Raw genomic sequence first — 14,451 nt, forward strand, 5'->3', positions numbered from 1 at the left:
CTGTAAAGCATACAATTTATTAATCAAAAGAGTCTTTAAGTGCAATATTAATCATTTTAAAATTTTTGTTTCGATATTATTTTTATCTTTAATTGATTTGTGTCGCATCTTTTTAATCACAAAATAAGCACCCCGAATTAAAATTGATTCATATCAAAATGCATATATATAGTGTTATGTATAGTGCCTTCCCACTATATATAGTGTTGTTTATTTTGTTCTTTGTCATTTTTCTTTTCGGAGCCAATTATGAAAACGGTTGTTATTAAGCGCGACGGTAGCCAAGCCCCTTTAATACTCAACGTATTGCAGAAGCAATATTAAAAGCTTCGGGAGTCGCACGTCGCAAAGGCGTTGATGCATTTGCCATTGCAAATGAAGTAGAAAATGACCTGAAAGATCAATTTGAAGTCGATATTCATGAGATTCAACAAAAAGTTGAACACTATTTAATGAAGAAAGGACATCTTGAATTAGCACGTGTTTATATTGAATACCGCCATGACAGAGACTTAGCTCGTGAGCGTAAAAGTCATCTAAATAGTGAGATTGATGGCTTAATCGAACAAAGTAACGCGTCATTATTAAATGAAAACGCTAATAAAGATGGCAAAGTGATCCCTACTCAGCGCGATTTATTAGCGGGTATCGTTGCTAAGCATTACGCTAAATCTTATATACTACCTCGCGACGTGGTTCGCGCTCATGATAAAGGTGAAATCCATTATCATGATCTTGATTATGCGCCGTTTTTCCCAATGTTTAACTGTATGCTCATTGATATCAAAGGTATGTTTACCGATGGTTTTAAAATGGGTAACGCTGAAATAGAAGAGCCAAAATCTATTTCAACAGCGACCGCAGTTTGTGCACAAATTATTGCTCAAGTAGCGAGCCATATTTATGGTGGAACAACCATTAATGGCATTGATACAACACTTGCTCCTTATGTTTCTAAGAGTTACCAAAAGCACCTTGCGACGGCTAAGAAATGGGGAATTAATGAGCCTCAAGCGTACGCTGATGAACAGACAGAAAAAGAATGTTATAACGCTTTTCAATCCTTAGAATATGAAGTAAATACCTTACACACTGCAAACGGACAAACACCCTTTGTTACCTTTGGTTTTGGTTTAGGCACCTCGTGGGAAGCGCGTCTAATTCAACAATCTATTTTCAAAATTCGCCTTGCTGGACTCGGTAAAAACCGTAAAACAGCCATTTTCCCTAAATTAGTTTTTGCTATTAAAGATGGTATTAACCATAAACCAGAAGATCAAAATTACGATATTAAACAGCAAGCTTTAGAATGTGCTTCTAAGCGTATGTATCCTGATATTTTGAACTTTGATAAAGTGGTTGATATCACTGGCTCTTTTAAAACCCCAATGGGGTGCCGTAGTTTCCTTGGCGCTTATCAAGAAAATGATGAACTTATTCATGATGGTCGAAATAACCTCGGTGTTGTGAGTCTTAACTTACCTCGAATCGCTTTAGAATCCGATGGAAATGAAAAACTATTTTATGAGTTACTTGATAAACGATTATTGATGGCTAAAAAAGCATTAGATACACGTATCGAACGGCTTTCAGAAGTTAAAGCGAGTGTAGCGCCTATTTTATATATGGAAGGGGCATGTGGTGTTCGACTTAAAGCAAATGATTGTGTTGCGGATATATTTAAAAACGGTCGTGCTTCTATTTCATTAGGTTACATCGGTTTACACGAAGCGATTAATGCGCTTTATGGTGCTCAGGGGCATCTTTTTGAAAATACAGAAAAACAACAAAAAGCCCTTAAAATGATTCAACATTTGAAAGTCGCAACGGAAGTTTGGGCAAAAGAATCGGGTTATGCCTTTAGCTTATATTCAACGCCGTCAGAAAATTTATGTGATCGATTCTGTCGCTTAGATACTAAACAATTTGGTGTATTAGAAGGTGTGACGGATAAAGGCTATTACACTAACAGCTTTCATTTAGACGTTGAAAAACAAGCTAATCCCTATGATAAGCTTGATTTTGAAATGCCATATCCAGAAATAGCGAGCGGTGGATTTATCTGTTATGGCGAATATCCAAATATGCAAAACAATCTGCAAGCTTTAGAAGATGTTTGGGATTACAGTTATTCACGTGTTCCTTATTACGGCACCAATACACCTATCGACGAATGTTATGAATGTGGTTTCCACGGTGAGTTTGAATGTACAAGCAAAGGTTTTACTTGTCCTAGTTGTGGTAATTCTGATCCTGAAAAAGTAGCGGTTACTCGTCGAGTTTGTGGTTACTTAGGTAGTCCAGATTCAAGACCTTTCAACGAGGGCAAGCAAGAAGAAGTAAAACGCAGAGTGAAACATTTATAATGTATTACAGTGCTTATCATCCGATTGATGTGGTAAATGGTGTTGGCACACGTTGTACCTTGTTTGTAAGTGGTTGCGAACATGCCTGCCCGGGTTGTTATAATCAAAAAACATGGCGCACCGATGCAGGGCATATATTTACTCAAGAACTAGAAGACGCCATCATTAAAGATCTTAATGATACAAGAGTCCGCAAAAAAGGATTATCTCTGTCAGGAGGTGATCCGCTCCACCCTAAGAATTTAACTGCCGTTTTAAAGTTGATAAAACGCGTGGTGAATGAGTGTGATAATAAAGACATCTGGCTTTGGTCTGGTTACACATTAACTGAATTAAGCAATGCACAAAAAGAGGTGATTGCCTTTGTTGATGTGTTTATTGATGGTAAGTTTGAACAAGATCTGGTTGATCCATCGTTGCAATGGCGTGGCAGTTCAAATCAGATTATTCATTATTTAAAAGCGCAAGACTAGCCTTACTTCCTGCTTCCTATACTTCTGTCTGTTGATTTACTTTCTATCATAAACGGGATAATGTGTTTTCACATTAAAGAAAAACGTTATTGATATGAAATCACCTGTACACCTAAATGCACTTCGCGCCTTTGAAAGTAGTGCGCGTCATCAGAGCTTTTCTGCAGCGACCTCTGAATTAAATGTCACACCGGCGACAGTTGGCCAATTGGTTCGTTCATTAGAAGAGTGGCTTGATGCGCCACTTTTTCATCGAATGACTAGTGGTAAAGTACGCCTTATTCCTACGCAAACTGCTGAAAATGCATTGCCAGATATTCGTGAGGGTTTTGATAAACTTGTCATGGGGTTAGATCGACTTCAGGAAAGCAGTTTAAGTGATGTGTTAACGGTCTCCGTTAGCCCTGCCTTTGCTTGCTAAATGGTTATTGCCTAGATTGGAAAGATTCCAAAAAATTTGTCCAGAAACAAATGTTAGATTAGATACTAATTTAAAAACAGTGGATTTTGCTGTCCAAAAAATTGATATTGGTGTGCGTTATGGGCAAGGTAGTTGGCCTGGTCTAATTGCCGAAAAACTGATGCAAGAAGAGGTTTACCCTGTTTGCTCTCCTCATCTATTTGCCACCCAAAAAAATCATATTGAACCTAATGATTTACTTTGCAAAACCTTTATCCATGATTTGTCTTTAGATGGTCAAACTGGTTTCCCTACTTGGGATGCTTGGTTAAAAAAGGCGGGAATATTAGATACTATGACTGCTTCAAATATTCAAATTAATAACTCAGCTTCTGTTTTACAGTCTGCCATTGATGGACAAGGAATTGCCTTGGCACGAAGTGTGATGGTAAAAGATGACCTAGCTACTGGGCGTTTGCTTCGATTATTTCCGGATATTCAATTTGATTCTCCGCTCGCTTATTATGTTGTTTATCGACCAGAAAGTACCGCAATCGGTACAATAAAAGCTTTTCGAGAGTGGCTTTTTCTGAAGTCGTAGAAAATGGTAATTCACTATAAAGATTTTCTATCATCAGTTTAAAGATTATATGAGTTGTCTAAGTAAAAGTACCTGATTAGACTTCTGTTACAAAAATAATCCCTAAAGGTAAACAATAATGTCTAACCAAACTCAATCCGTTTCAGAATCACCTCCGAACAATGAAAAATCCCACCGCTCTAATTTATGGCGATTAACTTTAGCTCAAGCATTATCTGGTGCTAATTCCGTTGTGGTATTTGCTACCGGGGCGATTGTAGGTAGCATGTTAGCGCCAACTCCTTTACTTGCCACCTTGCCTATTTCTATTTTTGTTGTGGGCATGGTCGCTTGTGTTTTCCCTGTTGGAGAATTAGCAAGGAAGTATGGCCGACGAAGTGCATTTATGGTTGGGACAGGCTCAGGTATTTTAACTGGAGTTTTAGCTGTAATCGCGCTGTTAACCGGCTCTTTTGGGTTATATTGCTTGTCTACTTTTTTTGGTGGCGCTTATGCGGCAGTTACACTTACTTTTCGTTTCTGTCGCTACAGATGGTTTACCTGAAGATAAGCGTGCTCAAGCCTTGTCGTTAGTGATGGCGGGGGGCATATTCGCTGGTGTCATTGGCCCTCAATTGGTGACACATACTATGCACCTTTGGACAGATAAAATGTTTGTCGCCACTTTTGTTGCACAGGCCACTGTTGCCGCTATTGCAGGACTTATTTTATTGGGTGTGCACTCGCCTAAACCAACTCAACAAGAGATGAAAGGCGGACGAGATTTAGCGGAAATTGCCTTACAACCCCACTTTATTGCGGCTGTTATTTGTGGTGCCGCTTCTTATATGGTGATGAATTTTCTAATGACCTCTGCGCCACTAGCGATGCATATGCACGGGCATAGCCAAGAATCAGCTAATTTAGGCATGCAATGGCATGTGATTGCGATGTATTTACCGAGTTTTTTCACCGGTAAATTGATTACCCGTTTTGGTGCGACACGTATTTCTATAATAGGTCTGAGCCTGTCAGGTATTTCTGCTGTCATTGGTTTTGTAGGTGAAGATGTTTCTCATTTCTGGATGCTTTTAACCTTACTAGGAATAGGTTGGAACTTTGGATTTCTAGGAGCTTCTGCGATGGTATTGGAATGTCACAAACCTGAAGAAAAAATAGAGTACAATCTCTTAATGACTTTATTATTTTTGGCTTAATGGCGATTGGTTCTTTTTCATCGGGTGGCATCCTTAGTATCTATGGATGGAATATTGTACTTTGGGTATCTTTTGTACCGCTCTTAATTGCTTTATTCTCATTAGTGTTAATGCGTTCTAAACGTGCAAAATATATTTAATAAACTCCTATCAATAGCTAACTTTTTCTTTTCAAGCTATCCCTAAATATTGAATGTGAGTCAAAACAAAATGATTCACATTTTATTATGATTTAGTGTGTTCTTTTATTGATTAGATAAAAAGTATTTATTTCAATAATTTAAGTTCATCATATTAAAACTCACATTGCTACCAGATAACATATTTAATAAACCGTTAAAGTAATTTTAATATAGCTTTAACTCGTTGATTCAGATTTGAAAAATAGGATATTTATGTATAAAAAATCACTATTAGCTACTGCAATGGGCCTTCTCTCATATAATGCAATTTCCGCATCTCAAGAGGCCGACTCAGTGGCTCCCGAAATGAGCTCGGCATATCAACAAAAGCAAAGTGTTGTTGCTAATGACTATATGGTAGTTGCCGCCAACCCTTTAGCTGTGCAAGCAGGTTATGAAGTATTAAAAAATGGCGGTAATGCTTGCGGATGCCTTAATTGCTGTACAAACTGTTTTGGGACTTGTTGAACCACAATCTTCTGGTTTAGGTGGCGGTGGCTTTTTAGTTTATTACGATGCTAAAAATAAAAAACTAACCTCCTTTGATGCAAGAGAAACGGCACCACTCGTCGCTAAACCAGAGTTATTTCAGGATAAAAATGGTAAACCACTTAAGTTTTACGATGCTGTGGTTGGTGGCCGTTCAGTTGGTACACCCGGCACAGTTAAATTATTAGCTACGATGCATGAAAAGTATGGTTCTCAGGAGTGGGGTAGCTTATTTAAACCAGCGCAACAGCTTGCCACTAATGGATTTCATGTCTCTGAAAGGCTTGCTTCAGCAATTGACAATGATAAAGATAAATTATCTCGCTATGCAGATACCAAGGATTACTTTTTTAATGAAAATGGTGAACCTTTAGTAGAGGGAAGCTTATTGAAAAATACCCTTTATGCACAATCCTTAGAAACGATTGCAACCCAAGGGGAGGTCGCTTTTATCGTGGTAAAATAGCACAGGATATCGTTAATAAAGTGAATAATATTGAAGATAATCCTGGTGTATTAGCGATGCAGGATTTCTTAACCTATAAAGTTATTGAGCGTGAAGCAGTTTGTGCACCCTATCATCAATATGATGTCTGTGGCATGGGACCTCCCAGCTCTGGCGCATTAACAGTTGGACAAATTTTAGGTATTGCTAATCACTTTGATCTGAAAAAAATGGGCGCCGATAGTGCCCAAGCATGGCAAATTATAGGTGATGCATCCAGGCTTGCCTTCGCTGATCGAGGTCGATATATGGCCGATTCTGATTTTGTGCCGATGCCACAAGGGTTATTAGATCCTACTTATCTCGCTGAGCGTGCAAAATTAATTCAACCAGGGAAAGCACTGACTGATGTGTCTGCTGGTGAGCCACCATGGGAGGGGGCGATTGCTTTAGCTGATGATGAGTCATTGGAACTGCCTTCTACAACACATGTAGTGATTGCAGATAAACAAGGCAATGTGATTTCATTGACCAGTACCGTAGAAAACGGTTTTGGTTCACGCGTGATGAGCAATGGCTTTTTACTGAATAACGAATTAACTGACTTTTCATTTGCTTCCTATAAAGATGGTTACCCGATTGCTAACCGTGTTGAACCTGGAAAACGTCCTCGCTCATCGATGTCTCCTAGTATTGTTATGAAAGATGGTAAACCATACTTAGCCGTTGGTTCGCCAGGAGGTTCTCGCATTATTGGTTACGTGGCATCTACTTTAATTGCTCATCTTGATTGGGGGATGGATATTCAGCAAGCCATCGATTTACCACATTTAGTGAATCGTTTTGGCACCTATGATCTTGAAAAGGGTACTAATGCTATACATTTTAAAGATGAATTAGAAGCAATGGGGTTTAAAGTGAGCATACGAGATCTTAACTCGGGAATTCATGCGATATTATTTAAAGATAATAAATTGATTGGTGGGGCAGATCCTCGCCGTGAAGGAATCGCCCGTGGAGATTAGTCTCATTAATTGTTGTTAAATAACCTCAGTTCTGGATAAGCAAAACGATACAGTACTGTTATTTACGCGTATTTCTGCGTTAAATCATCTCCCAATAACCCGTTATTGCTTCGATGATTCGCCTTGAACTACGCAAAACTAACAGCACTGTATGATATATTTTTTAAGCTATTGAAGTTTAATGTTATTTCGCTTCCATTATCCAGAACTGAGGTTAAATAAAAAAGGATCACTTCGGTGATCCTTTTTATTTAACAGAACATATTGATAAATTAACCACCTGTTGATTGTTATTAATGTAAATGGTTTTTGTTCACAATATAGATATAACTTCAGTAATTAAACAGCCAGTAGTACTAGCTTTTATACAGACTCGAACTAATATCTAACTATAAACACCAGTGATAAACATATATCAGGTAGGAAAAAATCAATGGCAAGTCTTCTTAATAGCGTTGATCAGCGTACTAACTTAGTTGGTGAAAATAGATTAGAACTTTTACTTTTTCATTTGCAAGGACGTCAATTCTTTGCGATTAATGTTTTTAAAGTAAAGGAAGTGGTGAAATTACCCGCTTTAAATAAAATGCCTAATGCACACCCTAAAGTCTCGGGTATTGCGATCATACGCGGGGAATCCATTCCTGTGATTAATCTTCGCGAAGCAATAGGGTTGAAACCTATTCCGGTTGATGAAGAATGTAATTTAATTATTACAGAATACAACCGCACAGTGCAGGGATTTCTAGTTGGTAAGGTAGATCATATCGTTAATATGACCTGGAAGGAAATAATGCCTCCCCTGCAAGTGTTGGTCGCCACCATTATTTAACGGCGATAGCTCACCTAAAAAAGGGGATAGGGAAGAAATTGTAGAAATTATTGATGTTGAAAAAGTATTAGCTGAAATCATTGATTACGATATTACTATTTCTGAAGGTGTTGTTGATACCGCTATCGCTGACAAATTTGCTGGCGTTAAAATTTTACATGCGGATGATTCCTCAACGGCACGTAAACAAGTGCAAGCAACGTTATCACAATTAGGGGTAGAAATAATTTCAGCGGAAAATGGTTTACAGGCATTAAATATTTTAAAAGGCTGGATTAGCGAAAGAAAAGTCGTTAAGAATGAAATTTTGATGTTAATTACTGACGCTGAAATGCCGATTATGGACGGTTACAAATTGACTTCTGAGGTGCGTGCTGATCCCGCCATGGCTGATTTACATATTGTATTAAATACTTCTTTAAGTGGAAGTTTCAATCAGGCAATGGTTGAAAAAGTGGGTTGTAATGCATTGCTTTCAAAATTTCAGCCTGATAAATTGGTTGAGGTGGTGCAGGAGCAACTAAAAATTAAATTAGGTGTCAAATAAATAAGATATTAATGTTGTTTATTTAAGTCTGTTGTTTATCGATTGCTTTAGTTATTATTATTTAACCATATTTCTAATTCTTATCTTTGTTAATGTTTTTGATTGAGAGTTAGAATGAGATATTTTCCATAACTTTAATAATAAGACTAGACTAAAAGATGAGTGAAAAAATACCCCACAAACAGAGAATGATTCGGCCACTATTGAACGGGTAGAAACAAGATTAGTACCACCACCTTTGTATAATGTGTTACTACATAATGATGATTATACGCCGATGGACTTTGTTATTGATGTATTACAGCGTTTTTTCCGTTTAGATTCTGAAAAAGCAACAGAAGTTATGTTAAGTGTTCATTATAAAGACGTTGGAGTCTGTGGCACCTTTAGTGCAGAGATTGCTGAAACTAAAGTAATGCAAGTGATGAATTACGCGAAACAAAATGAGCATCCATTACGTTGCTCAATGGAAAAAGAGTCGTGAATTGAAACCAACCCAGTAAGGGGTCTATATGTTAGATAAAGCCTTAGAAAATAGTTTAGATTTAGCCTTTCGTTTTGCCTTTGAAAAATCGCATGAATTTATGACTGTTGAGCACCTCCTCCTTGCACTACTTGAAAATGAAGAGATAAAAGTATTATTAAATGCTTGCTCAGTTGACATGGTTTCCTTGCATGTCGATATACTGGCCTATTTAGAAAATACCCCCGCAGTGCCAGATGTTCAAACGCAAAAAATAGAAATTCAACCCACCATTGCCTTCGAGCGTGTTTTACAACGTGCTATTTTCCATGTTCAATCCTCTGGACGCACTGAAGTCTCTGCGGGAAGCGTATTAGTCGCTATGTTCAGTGAGCAGGAGTCTCAGGCTGTATATCTGCTTAAAAAAGCCAATCTTTCACGTTTAGATGTGGTTAACTATATCTCCCATGGTATCAGTAAATCAGCGGATGTTCCTCCCGCTATTTTTAATGAGCAAGAGCAAGTTGAGCAGGCTACGGAGCCTAAAGATGAAATGCAATTTACTGTGAATCTCAATGAACAGGTTGAAGCAGGAGAAATCGATCCTTTAATTGGACGAGATAAAGAAGTTGAACGTTGCGTACAAATATTATGTCGTCGCCGTAAAAATAATCCTCTTTTAGTAGGGGAAGCTGGTGTAGGTAAAACAGCTATTGCTGAAGGCTTAGCATATCGTATTGTGAATAATGATGTTCCCGATGTGATTGAAGATAATATTATTTATTCCTTAGATATGGGGGCTTTACTTGCGGGTACCAAATATCGAGGAGAATTTGAGCAACGTTTTAAAACCGTGTTAACTAAACTTGGTAAACAAGACAATGCCATTTTATTTATTGATGAAATCCATACGATTATTGGTGCTGGTGCGGCAACAGGTGGGCAACTTGATGCGGCTAACCTGTTAAAACCTTTGTTAAGTAGCGGTAAATTACGCTGTATTGGTTCGACAACCTATAAAGAGTTTGGGCAAATTTTTGAGAAAGAACATGCGCTTGCACGTCGTTTCCAAAAAATTGATGTGCTTGAGCCTTCGATTAAAGAAACGGAGCAAATTTTAGTTGGATTACGTTCTCGTTATGAGGCGCATCATAATATCCGTTATACTCAAAAAGCATTGCAAGTCATCGCTGAATTAAGTGCAAAATACATTAATGATAGACACCTTCCCGATAAAGCGATTGATGTTATTGATGAAGCCGGTTCCCAAATGCGTCTGTTACCTTTAAGCAAGCGTAAAAAAACCATTGGTGTGATAGAAATTGAAAATATTATCGCTAAAATTGCACGCATTCCTAAGAACTCAGTGAGTAGTTCCGATAAAGATCAACTTGCTAAATTACCTGAGCGTTTGAAAATGACTGTGTTTGGACAGGATGAGGCGATCGATCATTTAACTGGTGCCATCCATCTAAACCGTTCTGGATTATCCGATGAGTTTAAACCTATTGGCTCATTTTTATTTGCAGGGCCGACGGGTGTTGGTAAAACCGAAGTTACACAACAACTTGCCAAAGCAATGGGCATCGAGTTATTACGTTTTGATATGTCTGAATACATGGAAAAACACACGGTTTCTCGTTTAATCGGCGCACCTCCTGGTTATGTTGGCCATGAGCAAGCCGGTTTATTAACCGATGCGGTGATCAAGCATCCCTATGCTGTTTTATTGTTAGATGAAATTGAAAAAGCGCACAGTGATATTTATAACATCTTATTACAGGTGATGGATCATGGCACCTTAACGGATAACAATGGACGTAAAGCTGACTTTAGAAACGTGGTGTTAGTAATGACAACTAATGCGGGTGTACGTGAAACAACTAAAAGCGACATTGGCTTTAAGGAGCGACAGGATTCTCATAAAGTCATGGATGAGATTAAAAAGCTATTTTCACCAGAGTTTAGAAATCGTCTCGATAATGTTATTTGGTTTGATCATTTAAGCATGGATGTTATTTACCAAGTTGTTGATAAGTTTATTGTGCAATTACAGGCACAGCTAGATAAAAAACAAGTATCGTTAGAAGTAAGTGATAAGGCTCGTAAATGGTTAGCTGAACATGGTTATGATAAAGCAATGGGTGCAAGACCAATGGGGCGCTTGATCCAAGATAAGCTGAAAAAGCCATTAGCTAATGAAATTTTATTTGGGCAATTGCAAAGTGGTGGCAGTGTCACCGTTGATCTTGATAAGTCAGGCGAAGCTGTTGAATTTAAATATGCGCAAACTATGGCGATGAGTGAATGATGTAAGGCTTGAAGGCTTGAAGCTGGAAGGCTGGAAAGGTTAAAGGCTTGAAGGCTTAAAGCTGGAAGGCTGGAAAGGTTAAAGGCTGGAAGGATTTAAAGCTTGAGGGCTTGAAGGTTAAAGGCTGAAAAAAGGCTCATGTGAATAATCACATGAGCCTTTTTTGTCGCTAATAGCTAATAACTAATAGCTAATCATTACACCGCCTGTGTTTCGTATTCAACTGGATCGGTAATACCATTTTCAGCAAAGGCTTCAAGACGCTCTACACAGCTACCACATTGACCGCATGCTTTTTCACGACCGTTATAACAGGTCCAAGTTTTACTGTAATCAAGCCCCATGCGTAAACCATCTTTTAAAATACCAATTTTATCACTGTTTAAATATGGTGAATAAATTTCTGTCGATTCATAGTTTGCAACGGCGGCAACTTCATTCATTTTTTCTACAAAAATAGGGCGACAATCTGGGTAGATTTCATGATCACCTGAATGTGCGCCATAATAAACTTGTTCAGCACCAATCGATACTGCATAACCAATTGCTAAAGATAATAGGATCATATTTCGATTAGGCACAACAGTACTTTTCATATTTTCATTTTGATAATGCCCTAATGCCACATCAATTGTATTGTCGGTTAAAGAAGAACCACCAATTAATTGGTTAATCGCTGAAATATCAATAACTTTATGGTTAATGTTTAATTCTTCACAGACAGAACGAGCAACTTCAATCTCTTTGATATGACGCTGTCCATAATCAAAAGTTAACGCATAAGGCTGTAAACCTTCTTCAATTGCTTTGTGTAAAACAGTGTAAGAGTCCATTCCGCCTGAATATATAACAACGACTTTGTTTTGCATTTTAATTGTAATTCCCACTTTTAAATTAATTTAGACGGTTATTGTTTTGTCCACATTAGCCAGTCAGTATATACGCCTTAGCAAGTAAGATAAATAACATCAGGCAGATCATGCAAGCAATAGCGCTAGACATAAACTTGAAGTCTAGTATTCTACTCGAAAAATTTATCCTATGAATTAACAAAAATAACCTCTAGATAGGTATGACCAGCAATGCATAAAAATTATAAAGTAAATGAACTCTTTCAGACGATACAAGGCGAAGGTTTTTATACAGGAAGCCCTGCTATTTTTGTTCGCTTACAGGGCTGTGATGTTGGTTGTGCTTGGTGCGATACAAAACATACCTGGACTATTTCTCCCGATAAACAAACCACACTTAATTTATTAACAGATCGCAGTAATGAATCAGAGCGTTGGTCAAGTGTTAGTGCACAACAGATTATTGATGAAATTAAACGTTTGGGTTACAGCGCAAAATTAGTAGTGATCACCGGTGGTGAGCCCTGTATGTATGATTTGCGGGAGTTAACTCATTTATTGCATGAATTTGGTTTTAAAACACAAATTGAAACAAGTGGTACTTATCCGGTTCTTGTTGATCCCTCGAGTTGGGTAACTGTATCTCCCAAGGTGAATATGCGTGCTAAAAAAGAGGTTTTGTTATCAGCATTAGAACGTGCCAATGAAATAAAGCATCCGGTTGGTACGGAAAAAGATATCGAGCAACTGGATGCATTGTTGCTTCCGTTAAAAGATATTCAACAGAAAACCATTTGTTTACAGCCTATTTCTCAAAAACCGAAAGCGACAACCCTGTGTATGCAGGTGTGTATAGAACGAAATTGGCGCTTATCGGTACAAATGCATAAGTATTTAGATATCGATTAATGATGTAAAATCAGCTTCTAGCTTCAAGTCTGCTATGACCCAAATAAAGTGGACATGGCTTTTAAATATTTTGACCTTACTGATAGCTAATAGCTGTTTTTTAAGGTTTTGAACATACTAACAGCTAATGGCTTTAATTCTTATTCTGTGTCGCTTTAATATTTGAGATGTAGCTATTCTGAGATCATTTGAAATACGCGGTTGACGTGTTTTACCCCAGATATTTGACGGCTGATATTGGTGGCGGCATCGGCTGTTTTTTTATCAACTCTACCAATCAAAAATACTTCGCTGTTTTCCGTCACCACTTTAATTTGAAAAGCATTTACATCTTCATGTGCTGTTAATTTACTTTTTGTTTTTGTGGTGATCCAGCTATCTTTACTTTGTTGGGTAAAACCAATAGTCGGGCCAATACGTAGTTGATTATAAACTTCTTTCACATTTTTTAATGTATTGAGTTCATCACTAATCATTTGTTTCTGTTGTTCATTATTAGCCTGTCCAATGACCAATAAATAACCATTGTTAGTGATCAGGTTAATGCGTATTTCATCTTTGTTTATATCTAGCTCATTGATTAAATTAAGCGCATCAACTGCTAAACGGTCATCTTCTATAATGGTTGAAACAGTACGTTCGTCACTTGCAACGGCAACAGCAGTACCCGCGACAACAATCAAACCACCTGCGCAACCCTGTAATAACAGCAGTATCGTTAAAAAAGGTAATAATAGTTTCATTTTCATGTGCTTATCTTAGTGTTGAGGAAAAAGTTGTTGATCAATCAGATCACTTAAACAATTGATCACTAAAAGGTGTATTTCTTCAATACGTGAACCTTTGTCACTTGGTGCGCGAATTTCAATATCGTCTGAACCTAATAAGCCTGCTAATTCGCCTCCATCAACACCATTCAGGGCAACTATCTGGATGGATTTACTTAGTGCCGCCTCTACGGCTTTAATCATATTACGACTATTACCTCCGTGGCTGATAACTAACAAAATATCCCCTGTTTGCGCTAACGCTGAGATTTGTTTTGCGTAAATTTGGTCAAAATGACTGTCGGTTGCAATAGCAGAAAGTAAGGCTGAATCGGCAGTAATTGCAATGGCTGGCAGAGAAGGACGTTCCGTTTCATATTTATTTAATAGGTGCGATGAGAAAATTTGTGCAAGAGCGTACGCGCCACCGTTCCCACAGACTAAAATCTTATTTCCTCTTAGTAACGCTTCTGTTAAAGCCAGAGACGCTTTTTCTATGGATTCAGGTAATGCTTCAGCGACCACTATTTTTGTTTGAATGCTCTCAGCAAAGTGAGCATGTATTTTTTCTTTAATCATTTTTTCTATTTTTAT

11 protein-coding genes and 4 pseudogenes are annotated in these 14,451 nt (G+C 37.8%); 12 read left to right on the forward strand and 3 right to left on the reverse strand.

What is annotated here, in order from left to right; translation table 11 throughout:
- Positions 1–317 precede the first annotated feature (317 nt).
- The 11 genes and pseudogenes from nrdD to clpA all read left to right on the forward strand — a co-directional run bounded on the left by nrdD (position 318) and on the right by clpA (position 11,330).
- Positions 318–2,366: an anaerobic ribonucleoside-triphosphate reductase gene (nrdD, locus tag ACLKMH_RS08605; RefSeq protein ID WP_413702292.1), complete on the forward strand. Its 2,049-nt coding sequence runs from the start codon at positions 318–320 to the stop codon at positions 2,364–2,366.
- Positions 2,366–2,839 carry an anaerobic ribonucleoside-triphosphate reductase-activating protein gene (nrdG, locus tag ACLKMH_RS08610; RefSeq protein WP_413701627.1) on the forward strand — a complete coding sequence of 158 codons (474 nt, stop codon included), beginning with the start codon at positions 2,366–2,368 and terminating at the stop codon, positions 2,837–2,839. Before nrdD ends, nrdG begins: the two co-directional genes overlap by 1 nt.
- Positions 2,840–2,933: 94 nt before the next feature.
- Positions 2,934–3,840, forward strand: a pseudogene (locus tag ACLKMH_RS08615) (LysR substrate-binding domain-containing protein).
- A gap of 118 nt (positions 3,841–3,958) precedes the next feature.
- Positions 3,959–4,384 carry a hypothetical protein gene (locus tag ACLKMH_RS08620; protein ID WP_413701628.1) on the forward strand — a complete coding sequence of 142 codons (426 nt, stop codon included), beginning with the start codon at positions 3,959–3,961 and terminating at the stop codon, positions 4,382–4,384.
- Positions 4,332–5,036 (forward strand): MFS transporter, encoded by a 705-nt coding sequence (locus ACLKMH_RS08625; RefSeq protein WP_413701629.1) that lies wholly within the window; start codon positions 4,332–4,334, stop codon positions 5,034–5,036. Before ACLKMH_RS08620 ends, ACLKMH_RS08625 begins: the two co-directional genes overlap by 53 nt.
- Positions 5,036–5,176 (forward strand): hypothetical protein, encoded by a 141-nt coding sequence (locus ACLKMH_RS08630; RefSeq protein ID WP_413701630.1) that lies wholly within the window; start codon positions 5,036–5,038, stop codon positions 5,174–5,176. The genes ACLKMH_RS08625 and ACLKMH_RS08630 overlap by 1 nt, the downstream gene beginning before the upstream one ends.
- A gap of 255 nt (positions 5,177–5,431) precedes the next feature.
- Positions 5,432–5,686, forward strand: coding sequence for a hypothetical protein (locus tag ACLKMH_RS08635; protein WP_413701631.1), 255 nt, complete (start codon positions 5,432–5,434; stop codon positions 5,684–5,686).
- A pseudogene (gene ggt / locus ACLKMH_RS08640) lies at positions 5,637–7,177 on the forward strand (gamma-glutamyltransferase). Before ACLKMH_RS08635 ends, ggt begins: the two are co-directional and overlap by 50 nt.
- A gap of 433 nt (positions 7,178–7,610) precedes the next feature.
- Positions 7,611–8,556: pseudogene (locus tag ACLKMH_RS08645) on the forward strand (chemotaxis protein CheV).
- 169 nt (positions 8,557–8,725) lie between these two features.
- Positions 8,726–9,040, forward strand: a pseudogene (clpS, locus tag ACLKMH_RS08650) (ATP-dependent Clp protease adapter ClpS); the annotation flags it as partial.
- A gap of 28 nt (positions 9,041–9,068) precedes the next feature.
- Positions 9,069–11,330: an ATP-dependent Clp protease ATP-binding subunit ClpA gene (clpA, locus tag ACLKMH_RS08655; RefSeq protein ID WP_413701632.1), complete on the forward strand. Its 2,262-nt coding sequence runs from the start codon at positions 9,069–9,071 to the stop codon at positions 11,328–11,330.
- A gap of 197 nt (positions 11,331–11,527) precedes the next feature.
- On the opposite strand, the gene queC is transcribed toward clpA, so the two are convergent.
- A complete protein-coding gene (gene queC, locus ACLKMH_RS08660) occupies positions 11,528–12,199 on the reverse strand; it encodes a 7-cyano-7-deazaguanine synthase QueC (protein WP_413701633.1) in 672 nt (223 codons plus the stop codon).
- 213 nt (positions 12,200–12,412) lie between these two features.
- Between queC and queE the strand changes: the two genes are divergently transcribed.
- Positions 12,413–13,090: a 7-carboxy-7-deazaguanine synthase QueE gene (gene queE / locus ACLKMH_RS08665; RefSeq protein ID WP_413701634.1), complete on the forward strand. Its 678-nt coding sequence runs from the start codon at positions 12,413–12,415 to the stop codon at positions 13,088–13,090.
- 173 nt (positions 13,091–13,263) lie between these two features.
- Here the strand turns inward: queE and ACLKMH_RS08670 are convergent, their stop codons facing one another.
- Positions 13,264–13,833, reverse strand: a complete 570-nt coding sequence (locus ACLKMH_RS08670) for a BON domain-containing protein (protein ID WP_413701635.1) — start codon at positions 13,831–13,833, stop codon at positions 13,264–13,266.
- A 15-nt stretch (positions 13,834–13,848) separates the two neighbouring features.
- Complete coding sequence (locus tag ACLKMH_RS08675; protein ID WP_413701636.1) at positions 13,849–14,436, reverse strand: SIS domain-containing protein; 588 nt, start codon at positions 14,434–14,436, stop codon at positions 13,849–13,851.
- Positions 14,437–14,451: the final 15 nt, after the last annotated feature.

The sequence above is a fragment of the Psychromonas sp. KJ10-10 genome (assembly GCF_047323245.1).
Taxonomy (GTDB): Bacteria; Pseudomonadota; Gammaproteobacteria; order Enterobacterales; family Psychromonadaceae; genus Psychromonas.

Bases quoted from the DNA above. Each gene is read 5' to 3' on its own strand.
- nrdG (WP_413701627.1), top strand. From the start codon at position 2,366: ATGTATTACAGTGCTTATCATCCGATTGATGTGGTAAATGGTGTTGGC.
- ACLKMH_RS08670 (WP_413701635.1), bottom strand. From the start codon at position 13,833: ATGAAACTATTATTACCTTTTTTAACGATACTGCTGTTATTACAGGGT.
- clpA (WP_413701632.1), top strand. From the start codon at position 9,069: ATGTTAGATAAAGCCTTAGAAAATAGTTTAGATTTAGCCTTTCGTTTT.
- ACLKMH_RS08620 (WP_413701628.1), top strand. From the start codon at position 3,959: ATGTCTAACCAAACTCAATCCGTTTCAGAATCACCTCCGAACAATGAA.
- ACLKMH_RS08630 (WP_413701630.1), top strand. From the start codon at position 5,036: ATGGCGATTGGTTCTTTTTCATCGGGTGGCATCCTTAGTATCTATGGA.
- ACLKMH_RS08625 (WP_413701629.1), top strand. From the start codon at position 4,332: ATGCGGCAGTTACACTTACTTTTCGTTTCTGTCGCTACAGATGGTTTA.
- queC (WP_413701633.1), bottom strand. From the start codon at position 12,199: ATGCAAAACAAAGTCGTTGTTATATATTCAGGCGGAATGGACTCTTAC.
- ACLKMH_RS08675 (WP_413701636.1), bottom strand. From the start codon at position 14,436: ATGATTAAAGAAAAAATACATGCTCACTTTGCTGAGAGCATTCAAACA.
- ACLKMH_RS08635 (WP_413701631.1), top strand. From the start codon at position 5,432: ATGTATAAAAAATCACTATTAGCTACTGCAATGGGCCTTCTCTCATAT.
- queE (WP_413701634.1), top strand. From the start codon at position 12,413: ATGCATAAAAATTATAAAGTAAATGAACTCTTTCAGACGATACAAGGC.